Here is a 13,110-nt window from a genome sequence, read left to right on the forward strand (position 1 = left end):
TTTAAATCAGGATCATACTTATATACCTGTTAGACTGCCCTATCATCAAAACCCGATAACTCAGCAGACAGTTTACGGTTTGGTCCTGAACTCAAAAATTTCTGACCGGGTATTGTTTCCTGCCCCATCCGCGGCAACCACTTGCCAATAATAAATGGTATTGGAATCTAAAGTAGCATTAAAACTATTGGAATCCGTTTCTCCCAAAATCGTGGTCGGCGGACTAATGGTATCCAAATACAGTGTAAAGGTCAGTACATCTCCATCCAGATCGGCACTATTCCATTTTAAGGTAATGTTCCCAGCGTTAACGGCAAGTCCCATTTGCGGAAAAGGTTCATAGGGCGGAAATGGAGCATGATTGACAACCGGTACACCGGCATTGTAAAAACGCCATGTAGTACTTAAAGCTGTTTCATTGGTGCCATTGGCCCTTGAAATTATATACCATGAATATGCGGTACCCCTCTCCAGAGTTACCTCAAGTTCACTATTGGTTGTAATGGATGAACGTTCTTCACCAGACTCAAGATTGGTTAGTATTAACATATAGGTATCGGTATTTTCAGCTGCAGTCCACTCAAAAGTGACCAGGCTTTCCGTATCCGAAACCAAAACACCTTCGGTACATTCTTCGTTATTATTAGGAAAAACCAATGTGGCCGCCTTAGGTGCCGGCACATCCGGGTCTGGATCGGGCGCTGGGTCATCTCCACTACCTCCACACGACAACAGTGACAGTACCATAGTAAACAGAAAGTATTTATAAACTATTTTCATTGTTTTATAATTTTAAATTCGTGTGTAGTTTCCTTGCCAGCCACTTTAATAAGGTACATCCCATTGGCATATCCGGAGAGATCGATATCCAGTTTACCAAAATTGGTTTCCATTGTTCTGGATAGATGTAATTTCCCATTGAGATCGAATACCTGAACATTCAATTTTTCATTCGTATCAAAGCCCAAATCTACAGATACCGAGCTTGCATCTACCATTGGGTTGGGATAGGCCATGGCCTTATCTGTTAGGATAAAGGTAACCTCAAACAATCCCTGACAATCTTTATTTGTAAGGACCTTTAATTTGTTTACCGATTGACTCAATTTAAGTTTAAATGATTCCTGTGTGGTAAGATGGACTTCATCATTGATTTGTATGTTGTAAAAATCGGCGCCTTTTAATTCCAAGGAAAGTATATTATCGTTCTTGTTCAAACTTGAATATACTTCCAAGGATTGTGGTTCTGTGACTGTCAAGGTGTAGCATTGCTGGTAATCAGATTGGCCTGCAACAGTAATGCACAGTTGATAGTTACCTGCGGATAAATTCTCAAAAACGACTTCGTTTTCAAAATTGACGGTGGCCTCACTGTTCCCGGACAATGTAGCTGTATAGGCAAGTGTTTGCAAAGCAGATACGGATATGCTTCCATTATCACTGCCACGACAGGTTTCGCTTTGCGTCAGAACCGTGAAATTGTCCTCTGGGAGAGAAAAAACCTCACAGCCGTCCACATTCACAACAGCTCCCAATGTTGTATTCGGGCAAAGGTCGTTCGCATCCAATACCCCATCGGAATCTGCATCGGGAGGGTTGTCGTTCGGAAAAAGCCCACTTGGGTTATTTCCAAAAATACGGTACTCCCCTGGTGCCAGAACCATTGGTTCGTTTACATTTACCACAACATGCTTTAGGTTATTCTCCAAAAACTCGTACCAAACTCCAGTTTCTTGAAATTTGGGATCTATTGCTTGTTCCTGCACATCAAAATTCCCTACAATGACCACATACCCGATCTCGCCCTCACCGGCTGAGGCATTGGTTAAATGAATCGTTTTTAATCCGGATTCATTGTCCGCATCCAAGGCAAAATCCATAGTTTCAAATATGGGCTCCTCTACTGCCAACAAGTTTAATTTGGACCATGTATCGTAAACATTCTTTCTATCCGGGTCATTAAAATACTCCCACAAAATGGGCTTGTTCCCAGTTCTTCCGTTATAATCGATGGAATAATCGTATCCCAACTCACCGAATTGCCAAATCATTTTTGGTCCGGGGACAGTAAAGAAAAAAGCTCCCGCCAGCTCCAAACGGTCCAAGCCCGTGGATATTTGCTGTATATTGTAGTCTCCGGATGCGTTTCCAAAATTCAGGTTGCGGTACATCATGCGTTCTTCATCATGACTTTCCATGTACGAAATATTGGATGGCGCGCTCCAGTTGCGATTTAAATAGGACACCCAAGAGAAGTCGGAATTATTGTTCCAGCCCATCGAAGCTTCGCTGTAGGAAACATTTAGATTGCTCCACAGCATAATACCTTTACCTTCTTCCAAGCGATATTCTGCCCACTCGGTCTCTTCTTCATTTGTTCCCAAATGTTCAAAAATGACCAAAAAATCCTCTTTGATTTCCCATTGATAATCTGCATATTCCTTGAGTACGGCAACCCTATCCGCTTGATAAGCTCCTGTACAAGCTTCGTCGGATGCTGAGCAATTCTGGGTAAAACCCTTGGTCAGGTCCCACCGAAAACCGTCCAAATTATACTCCGATATCCAGTATTGGGATACACGTTTTACGTAGTCCTTGGTTGCTTGTTGACCGTGGTCAAAATCGTTAAAAACACTGTAAGCATGTGTTGCCTCCTCATTAAAGAACGGATTGTCCCCTGCGGCGGAACCCCCATAGCCTCCGTTATCGGTGTTCCAAAGTCGGTAAAACGGGTTTTGCCCGGATGCATGGTTAAAAACCACATCCACGATTACCGCCATACCCCTTCCATGGCATTCATCGACCAATTGTTTAAAAGCATTGGCCGTTCCATAATATTTGTCCAACGCCATATGGAATGATGGATTGTACCCCCAACTCTCGTTGCCATCGAATTCGGAAACAGGCATCAGCTCAATGGCGTTTACACCCAGTCCTTGAAGATAATCCAACCTATTCCGTACGGCATCAAAGCTGTGCAGTTGATCAAAATCCCTTATCAGCAGCTCATAAACCACCAAATCCGTTTTACTGGGTAGTTCCACTCCATCATTTTGCCAATTAAATGTAGGCTGACCTGTTTTTAGTACAGTTACAGCGTGTTCTGTTTGACCGGAAGGGTAGGCTGGTAAATCCGGATAGGTAATATTATCGATATAGGAATCGTTGTTCTCATCCAAAATAAGGGTGGAGTAAGGGTCTGCAATTGTAATCTCCCCATCTACCAAGTATTGATACATATGATCAAATTGAGGAGTCAATCCGGTCAACTCGATCCAGAATCGATCTTGATAACTATCCTTTTTCAGTAAATATGCATCATTGGGTGTCCAATTATTGAAATCTCCGACCACATGCACCACCTCTTTCCCCGGAGCATATAAAACGAGTGTTGCCGAAGTATCGTCATTGGGATCAAAGTTGATGCCGTCCTGCATACCGTTGGGCACTGCTTGTTCTTCAATATTAACCACGACCATAAAATTTTCCGTACGCGTTTCGCCTTCGCTTTCGGCTTCTAAAACATACTGTGAATTTTCGGTGATATTGGTATGATCAAAATTGTATTCCACGCCATTAAAGGAATCGGTTATGTTTCCGTTGATGGTCAATGTGAATTCTGCCTCTACGGAACTTGTGGCGGAAATTACCAAATTCTCACCCGGATTTAACACGGTTAGACTTGTGGTAGGATTGGTCAGTTCCATTTGAAAGCTGCCAACATCAAAAAAGAAATCGTTGCAGCCATTGGCCTTAAGCTCTTGACTGCCCAATGCATTCCGGAAAACCATTCCCATTCGGGTTGCATTGTCAGCTTGCTCAGGGGTTAATCCATAGTAATCTTCTGGAACAAATGTGATGCTCCATGTTCCATTACCGTTATCGGACATTTCTCCAACACCGTCATCTTGCCCCCAATTTCCAACAACTGTTGCCCATGGGTCGATGTTCGTCCCTATACCGGAATGAAGATATACTTTGTTCGGATCGGCAAGTCCATTGCAGTCGGTCGCATTGCTGTTAAGATCTACGGTTATGGTTATTTGCTCATCCACCGCAAAAGGAAAAGGCTCAATGGTAACTTGGGCCCAGAACGTTGTGATGGATAGCAAAAACCCTAAAAGTATAAGTTTTTTCATAGTGGCTATTTAGAAAAAAAGGGAAACAGCAGTATGCCATTCCCCTTTATCTTTAATTATTTAAAGGGTCTGTTACCTATCTTGCAATCAAGGAATAAACAGGTGCGCCCTCGTTGGACAGGTCCATGGTAACCAGATAAGTACCTGCCGTTACGGCAATATTATCACCACCTGCATCCAAGGTTCCATCTGCACCGGTATCACCGAAATCGGTATCCCATGCTTCATTTATCCTAAATTTGATTTCCCCGTCGATCAATTCCACATTTTCGGCCACCCAAATACCGGGGTTCACTTCGGTGAGCATATAATCATTGGTTGCTCCCCAATCGTTATACCCACTACCAACAATACCCCATAAACTAGCTTCTTCCATGGTATAGGTCCCTGCATTGAAATCCAAAGTAATCATGTAATACCCTGCAGTTACAGCTAGGTTATCGCCACCTGCATCCAAAATTCCATCTACTCCGGTATCCCCAAAATCGGTTGTCCATTCATTGTTCATTCTAAACTTGATCTCGCCATCGATCAATTCTACACCCACTTTAAAAGTATCCGTTGTATAATCGTAGAAGAATTTGGCATCTGGCCCAGCGCCACCCCAATCGTTGTAGCCCGATCCAACTACACCCCAGGAAAACTCTTCCATGGTATAGGTGTTATCGTTAAGGTTCATGGTTATTTTGTAATCACCGGCAGTTACCGCAATATTATCGCCACCTGCATCCAAAGTTCCGTCTGCATCGGTGTCGCCAAAATCATTGGCCCAATCGTTGTTCTCACGGAATTTTATTTCCCCATCCAACAGATTTACGTAGGCAACATACACTCCGTCGGTTGAAGTAGTGTAGAAAGGGGCATCTTCGAATGCTCCCCAATCGTTATATCCGGAGCCTACCACTCCCCAACTGGATATTTCAATTCCTGCACCTCCTTCTGATGATTTTTCGACCATTGTTATGGTCAATGCTTCCACATCGGATTCCGTTGAAACTGCGTCTGTTCCTTCTCCACTTCCTACAAATGCGGTTACTTTAAAGTAAACAGTTCCCGAATTGTTTGGTTCTCCTTCTTCGTCAGTGGTAGATGGGTCGTCGTCCAATCCAAGACCTTCCGCCATGGACAGCAACTGGTTTACGGTAACACTTGCATTGGTGGTCGTCAGTGTTCCCGAATCGAACTGGTACGCTCCGTCTGCATCAAAATTCTCCGAGATAGAGCCTTCCAACCTATAGGAGATTTCTGTTGGCACTCCAAAATCCACTGGGTTCCATACAAATCGTTCGGCTATGTTATCCGGTGTCTCGTCCGAAAGAAGATATTCGACCAAAAATTCATTTTGGAATGCAACATTTTCCGATGCTGTCTGCAATGTGAATTCTGGCACGTGATCATCGTTTTCACACCCGGTAAATAGGGCCAGGGCCGTTACAACCCCCAAAATTTGTGCTATAAATAATTTTATGTTTTTCATGAGAATGGTTTTTATTAGTATCCAGGATTTTGAGTCAGATTTGGGTTGGCTTCCAATGCAGTCAATGGAATTGGGAAAAGTTTGTAGGTTTCTGGAATGGAAGTTCCATTCAATGTATTTCCTTTCCATGGCCACACGTAACTATTGCCCGTAAACTTACCAAACCGAATTAGATCACTTCTGCGATGTCCTTCGAGATTGAGTTCCCTTGCCCTTTCATCCAAAATAAAATCCAATGTAAGGGCCGATTGACCTATGGAGCTTGCATTAGAGCGGTTTCTAACAGCATTTACGTAGCTCACCGCGGTCGCCATATCGGCACCGGTAGCTCCGCGTACTGCCAGCTCGGCGTACATTAAGTAGGCATCTGCCAAACGGAACAAGGGGAAATCGGTACTGGAAAAACTTGTTGGATTGGAGTCGCTATAGTAAAATGTATTTCTAAATTTTATGGACGGGTACCCATCGGTCCATGCCTTATAGTCCGTCATTTCATAATTATGGCCTTCTGTCCAGAAAAGAGCTGCCCGATCATCCGTGCTGTTTTCCAAATCGCCATCGTTAAAGAGACCGTACCATGCTTTGGTCGCCCTGTGCCCACTCCAGCCTTCTTCTGCGCCAAAATCGCTAAGGGTCATGGTCTCTGTACTAAGGTTACCATTTACTATATATGTGGTATTCCCATAGCTTTGGCTTATATCGGCATCTGCAATCAATGGAAAAATAATTTCCGATGATAAGTTATTATCTCCTGAGAAGACGCTCTCAAAGTTTTCGTCCAAGGAGTAACCACCTTCGTTGATCACTTGTGATATAATCGGCACTGCCTCATTGTACATTGCAGTTCCTGTATACACCTCGGCGTTCATATATAGTTTTGCCAAAAGCATTCGGGCCACACTTTTATTGGCCCTACCATACTCGTTTGTATCCGGCAATAAGTCCACGGCCGCCAAGAGTTCGTTCTCCACATAGGAAAACAATTCCAAACGGTCTACCTCCGGTAGTGGATCGGATGTACCGTAATTTTCCTCTGTTGCCAGCACACCTTTACCAAAACAATCTATTAGGTAGTAGTAGGCCAAAGCTCTAATAAACCGAACTTCTCCCTCGATCTCTCCTTTGTTTTCGAAATCTACGGCACTTAATACCAAAAGCAGGTTATTTGCTTGTGGGATGGTGTAGTAAATACGATTGTAGAGGTAACGGAAAAATTTATTGTTCTCGTCCCAGTCGGAAGTGGTGGTCAATTGGTCCAAACCATCGTCCCCCCATCGGTTTTTCATGCCATCTGCGGTAAAATCCTGAAGATTGACAATTCCTCTCAAGAATGGGGATTCCCCGGCATCATCATCAATGTCGGAACTACCTGGTCCATCTGGGCCAGAAAGAGCAAATGAAGCATACAGTCTGGACAGAATACCGCTAACGGCATCCGGATCTTCCTGGAGTAGCTCATCCAAAGTGAGCTCTACTTCTGGTTCGGTATCCAGGTCTTTGGTACACCCTTGGATCATAAAGGCCAAGGGAATTACTAGAAATATTATTGATTTTAATTTTTTCATGTCAGCTATATCTTAAAAGTCCACATTTACCCCAACTGTAAAAGACCGAGGCCTTGGGTAGAAATTATTGTCTATTGCATTGAAGTTCTCAGGATCCTGTCCATCATATTTGGTAATAATGAACGGATTGTTCAAGGCTCCATAAAATCGCATGGAAACGTTTGGCAGTGCATCGTCCAAACTGTAGCCCAACACTATGTTCTCACATCTTAGAAAAGTTGCATCTTCCAAAAAGTAATCGGAGAATGGCACATTTCCCTGTACATTTACAAAGTTTGTATTTGCTGCACCGCCATAAAAATCGAGCACATTGGATAGACTATTGGAATTATTGGGGATTGCATTGTCCACCCAGCCCGATGTAAGCCTTCGGGAATTATAGACCTGTCCACCAAATTGCCCTCTAAAACCTGAGCTCAGGTCAAACTTGCCATAGTTAAAGCTAAAACCGAAACCAAATGTCCAATTTGGGCGCAAAGAACGATAATATCTGTCGTCGTTATCTACCGTACCGTCACCATTAAAATCAGCAAATGCACCATGTATTGGATTGCCAGCTTCGTCGTACAATTGTCGGAAGACCCATGCTGAATAGGGTTGGAAGCCAACTGCATGGTATGCCAGGTTTACTCCAGTACCTGTAGGCAGTCCTGATTCACTTGCTGTAATACGGGTCACATCTTCCAAGTCGGTTACTTCCGCACGACTGTAAGAGGTATTTCCATAAAATTCCAGTGACATATCATTGTTCTGAAGAGCTTTTACATTGAAATTAAGTTCAAAACCCTTGCTCTCGGTTTCACCAACATTTTTTACAAAAGAAGAGGTAAGTGCCTGTCCTGGAGCTACAGGAACCGTTGCCAACAAATCCTTGGTGGTTCGGTAGTACACATCAAAAGAACCACTTAAAACATTGTTGTTGAACAATCCAAAATCGATTCCTGCATTATAGGTCTCCGCTTTCTCCCAAGTTAGATCGGAGTTAAATGGTTTTGCCGAGTAAAGCGCATATCCTTGAAGGTATTGGCTGGTTACCGATCCTGGTTCAAAAAGTGGAAGTGATGGGTAAAAACCTACTGCCCCGGTAATGTCCTGTTGCCCAGTTCTACCCCAACCCAATCTTAATTTAAGATTGTTCACGAAATCCACACTTTCCATAAAGTCTTCTTCGTAAACTTTCCAGGCCAATGCGGCTGCAGGGAAATATCCCCATCGATTTTCCTTGGCAAATAGCGAGGATGCATCTGCTCGGAAAGACAGTGTAAGCAAATATTTATCGTAAAAATTTATGTTTCCACGACCAAAAAACGATTGCAAGTTGAGTTCGTTGTAATATCTGTTGGTTGGGTTTTGCGGATCGAACACTAGAAAACGCTCACCGGTGGAAGTATCGTAATTGTACTCCTCTTTGGTACCATCGTTCTTAAAATTTTGATACGAGTAACCGGCCTGTACATCAAAATTTGATATAGCGCCCCCCAATTCCTTATCGTAGGCCAGATAGGCCTCCAGGGTACGGTTCACAATATCTTGATTTTCCCTATAATTAACCCCCGGGTTAAATCGATAATTGTTAGCTATTTCTGTTGCGGTATCATCTTGTTTGTAGGTCGCCAGTGAATTATCGGTGTAGACCTCCTTGATTTTTGCTTTTGAAGCCTCAATACCCAAATTGGCAACGGCTCTCAGTTCTGGCATAAAATGCATTTTATAATCCAATTCCATATTGGCCAAGATTCTATTGACCCGTTCTGGTCGATAACGCTGCATTAATATGGCAACAGGGTTCCACTGTCCGTCCAAACTAACAAAATCCCCATCTAGAACCGTATTTTGGTAATATCCACCAAATCTATTGTTGGGTGAGTCATCAAAAATAGGTTTTGTGGGATCCATGTTAACGGCTCCTCCCAAAGCACCACCTTCATCGATGGAATTCTTTTTGGAGATTATGCCCTTGGCGTTGAAATCCACTTTCAAATGATCGTCAAAAAATCGTGGTGTTACCTTTACGGAGCTCGTAATCCTTTCGTAATCACTTGTTTTCACCAAGCCTTGATTTTCCGTATAACCCAATGACAATCTAATGGGAACGGATTTAAAAATACTTCCCCTGGCACTAAAATTATGATCAAAGGAAATTGCTGTTCTATAAATGGCATCTTGCCAGTCAGTATCCGCAAGTATCCTTCCTTCGATGTTTTCGGTGCTCAAATCGTCAACCGCTTCGGTAGATGGATCATCCACCCCAAGAAAATTGGTGAAATCCGGATGATACTCTTGAATAAATCTAGTAAACGAGCTCGAATTCATCATATCGATTTCCTTACCCACCTTGCTTATGGTAGTATTTGTAGAGAAATTGAATTTAAATTCCCCGGTCAATCCCTTTTTGGTAGTGATAATAATAACCCCGTTCGATGCCCTGGACCCATAAATAGCGGTCGCCGAAGCATCCTTTAATATGGAAAAACTCTCCACATCGTTTGGATTGATCAATGTTAGTGGATTGCTTACCCCGGCTGGGTTCGTATTGTCCACCGGAATTCCATCGATTACGATCAAAGGGTTGTTGTTTGCGGTCAATGAAGATCCACCGCGAATTCGGATATTCGGTGCGGCATCGGGTTGTCCACCACTGCTTGTTATCCTCACACCGGCAGTTTTACCCGTAAGGAGTTGATCCGTGGATACAATGGCTCCCTTGTTAAAGTCCTCCGAAGTTACCGACGCTACCGATCCTGTAGCATCCTCTACCGTCGTGGTACCGTACCCGATTACCACAACCTCGTCCAATAAAGTGGTATCTTCATTTAGGGTTACATTCAGTTCGTTACCCGAAACCACCATTTCTTTTGGCTGAAAACCAATATAGGAGAACACAAGTGTATCGCCCATATTGGCCTGCAGCAAATAATTCCCGTCAAAGTCAGTTGCTGTTCCCTGACTTGTTCCCTTAATGATGATACTAACTCCAGGCAATGGCACCTGGGCTGCGTCTGTTACCGTTCCTTGCACCGTAATTTGGGCATATTGTACAAAAGGAATCAGAAACATGCACCATAAAAGGTACATCCGTTTAATTCTCATATTGATGTTAGTTAAAGTTAATTTTACGATTATGCTAAATTTTACTTCCCGTAGGCGAAAATATGTAATTACCAACCTCATTTTTTTGACAATTATCAGGTTTTGACACTTACAACGTTTTCTGGTTGACAAAAAATTACCTAACGATTCCCATTCCCCTTATCTTTGGTAGAAAATTGAATCAGATTACCGGATTCAATGAAAGATCATGTAGAATGAAACCTAAAATGACGCTTAAAAAGATTGCCGCGGAATTGGGACTTTCCATTTCAACGGTATCCAAGGCACTCAAGAACAATAAGGACATAAGCAAGGAGAACCGGGAAAAAGTACAGGCCTTTGCCAAATTCTACAATTATCGACCCAACAGTATTGCGCTGAGCCTCAAAAACAAAAAAACCAAGACCATTGGTGTTATTATCCCAGAAATCGTACATCACTTTTTTGCCAAGGTAATTTCTGGTATTGAAGAGGTGGCCAACTCAAAAGAGTACAACGTTATCATCGGGGTAACCAACGAGTCATTTGACAAAGAAGTCATAAATATGGAAATGTTGGTGGATGGCAGTATCGATGGCTTTATAATATCACTATCCAAAGAGACCTTATTAAAAAAAGACTTCCATCACCTGCAAGAAACCATCAACAGAAACATTCCGGTAGTGATGTTCGACCGTGTAGTGGACGAAATTCCCAGCGATAAAATAATTATAAACGACCGTGAAGCGGGGCGAACGGCCGTTCAAAAACTGATAAATGAAGGCCGGAGAAAAATTTTATTGCTTACCACCAAGGATTATTTGGACATTGGCCGCTTGAGGACCGAGGGATATAGAGATGCCCTTTCTGCCAACAATATTCCCTACAATAAGGATTTGATCATTAGGATCGGAGAAGTCGGTGATTCCGACGATGACCAGAAGATATTGGAAGATAGAATTCATAAAGTATTCGAAAACCACCCAGATATTGACGGCATTTTCGGTGTGAACGAAATTTATGCGATCACTGCGTTGAATGTAGCTCGGGCCAGAGGCATTGAGATACCGGAACAGATTTCGGTCATCGGTTTTTCGGATGGAATTTTATCCAAATGTTCCAGACCGCACCTGACCACGATCAGTCAACACGGTATTCAAATGGGCAGGCTTGCTGCAGAGACCCTAATCAATAGACTGGAAAAAATGGAAGAAGACCATCAAGAACCACAATACACCACACATATAGTTCATACCAACCTTGTTCTTCGGGACTCGACGCTAAATTAAGGGCCTGTAAAAAGGTTGCACAACTTTTAATAATTAAAAAAAGCGTACCTTTGACCCCAGTCAACGCTTAAATTTTACTTCCCGGTAAATATTGGTTGGTCAGACGAACTGTTCCAACTTTGAAATAAATATCAACTACAATGTTTCAAAAGCGTCGATTAAGCTTCTGGGAAATCTGGAACCTAAGTTTTGGATTTCTAGGAATACAAATGGGATTTGCCCTTCAAAATGCCAACGCCAGTAGAATACTCCAAAGTTTTGGTGCCGATGTGCACGAACTTTCCTGGTTCTGGATCGTTGCCCCACTTACAGGATTAATAGTACAACCCATTGTCGGTCATTATAGCGATCAGACTTGGACACGCCTTGGGCGTCGCCGCCCCTACTTTCTAACAGGTGCATTGTTGGCTTCGTTGGGGCTTGTGCTAATGCCCAACGCAGATATGTTTACGGCCATTATGCCATCGCTTTGGGTCGGAGCAGGTATGCTTATGATTATGGATGCATCATTCAATATTGCAATGGAGCCTTTTAGGGCGTTGATTGCGGATATGTTGCCCTCCGATCAGCGCACCCTTGGCTATAGTGTCCAAACAGTTTTGATCGGAATTGGTGCAGTAATAGGTTCTTGGTTGCCCTATGTTCTGACCAACTGGGTCGGTATAAGCAACACTGCAACTGCAGGGGAAGTCCCATTGAATTTATTGATTTCCTTTGTAATAGGTGCCTTGGTACTTGTTACCAGTGTTGCCATAACCGTATTCACCACAAAGGAATATACACCAGCCGAAATGGCCCTGCTGAACAAACAAGAAAACACCAAAGAAACCATTGACGAAAAGAGCAGTCTGCTGGATATTTTTTCTGATTTTGCAAAAATGCCCGTTACCATGCGGCAATTGAGTTGGGTGCAGTTCTTTTCGTGGTTCGGCTTGTTTGGGCTTTGGGTGTTCGCCACACCGGCCATCGCCGAACATATCTATGGTTTGGACCCCAACAATAGCCAAAGTTCTGCCTATCAAAATGCCGGGGATTGGGTCGGCATTTTATTCGGAGTATATAATGGGGTCTCAGCAATTTTTGCCTTTTTTCTACCGGCTATTGCCAAAAAGGTAGGACGTAAAAAAACCCATAGCATTTCCTTGATCATTGGTGCGCTCGGGTTTTTATCCATTTATATTATGCCCAACGAAAATTGGCTCATTTTGTCCATGTTCGGCATTGGAATTGCTTGGGCCAGTATTTTGGCCATGCCCTATGCGATATTGGCCGGGGCCATTCCCCCGCAAAAAATGGGCGTTTATATGGGCATTTTCAATTTTTTTATTGTGATACCACAAATTATAAATGCATTGATCGGCGGCCCCATTGTAAAGTACTTTTATAATGGCCAGCCCATTTATGCATTGGTAACAAGTGGTGTTGCTTTTCTGATCGCTGCAATACTTGTTTTAAAAGTAGATGATACGGACGATAAAGCACTAGAGTTATAATTGATTTTCCTATATTCCCGATCGAGCTAACACTCAGATAAAGAACACTTAATATTCAAAATACTATAAACATCAATC

At 42.9% G+C, this 13,110-nt stretch carries 7 protein-coding genes; 2 read left to right on the plus strand and 5 right to left on the minus strand.

Annotated features, from left to right (window positions below; genetic code table 11):
• Nucleotides 1–72 precede the first annotated feature (72 nt).
• From ABTP35_RS02200 to ABTP35_RS02220, 5 genes are all read right to left on the minus strand, one after another.
• Complete coding sequence (locus ABTP35_RS02200; protein ID WP_375334411.1) at nt 73–780, minus strand: hypothetical protein; 708 nt, start codon at nt 778–780, stop codon at nt 73–75.
• Nucleotides 777–4,139 carry an alpha-amylase family glycosyl hydrolase gene (locus tag ABTP35_RS02205; RefSeq protein ID WP_293294194.1) on the minus strand — a complete coding sequence of 1,121 codons (3,363 nt, stop codon included), beginning with the start codon at nt 4,137–4,139 and terminating at the stop codon, nt 777–779. Before ABTP35_RS02205 ends, ABTP35_RS02200 begins: the two co-directional genes overlap by 4 nt.
• 76 nt (nt 4,140–4,215) lie before the next feature.
• Nucleotides 4,216–5,616 carry a SusE domain-containing protein gene (locus ABTP35_RS02210; RefSeq protein ID WP_293294192.1) on the minus strand — a complete coding sequence of 467 codons (1,401 nt, stop codon included), beginning with the start codon at nt 5,614–5,616 and terminating at the stop codon, nt 4,216–4,218.
• Between the two features lie 14 nt (nt 5,617–5,630).
• Nucleotides 5,631–7,181, minus strand: a complete 1,551-nt coding sequence (locus tag ABTP35_RS02215; RefSeq protein WP_293294190.1) for a RagB/SusD family nutrient uptake outer membrane protein — start codon at nt 7,179–7,181, stop codon at nt 5,631–5,633.
• 12 nt (nt 7,182–7,193) lie between these two features.
• Nucleotides 7,194–10,271, minus strand: coding sequence for a TonB-dependent receptor (locus tag ABTP35_RS02220; RefSeq protein ID WP_293294188.1), 3,078 nt, complete (start codon nt 10,269–10,271; stop codon nt 7,194–7,196).
• Nucleotides 10,272–10,486: 215 nt separating this feature from the next.
• On the opposite strand from ABTP35_RS02220, the gene ABTP35_RS02225 reads away from it, so the two are divergent.
• Nucleotides 10,487–11,539: a LacI family DNA-binding transcriptional regulator gene (locus ABTP35_RS02225; RefSeq protein ID WP_293294186.1), complete on the plus strand. Its 1,053-nt coding sequence runs from the start codon at nt 10,487–10,489 to the stop codon at nt 11,537–11,539.
• Nucleotides 11,540–11,679: 140 nt separating this feature from the next.
• A complete protein-coding gene (locus tag ABTP35_RS02230; RefSeq protein ID WP_293294184.1) occupies nt 11,680–13,032 on the plus strand; it encodes an MFS transporter in 1,353 nt (450 codons plus the stop codon).
• Nucleotides 13,033–13,110 lie beyond the last annotated feature (78 nt).

It is taken from the genome of Flagellimonas alginilytica (assembly GCF_042134605.1).
GTDB lineage: Bacteria > Bacteroidota > Bacteroidia > Flavobacteriales > Flavobacteriaceae > Flagellimonas > Flagellimonas alginolytica.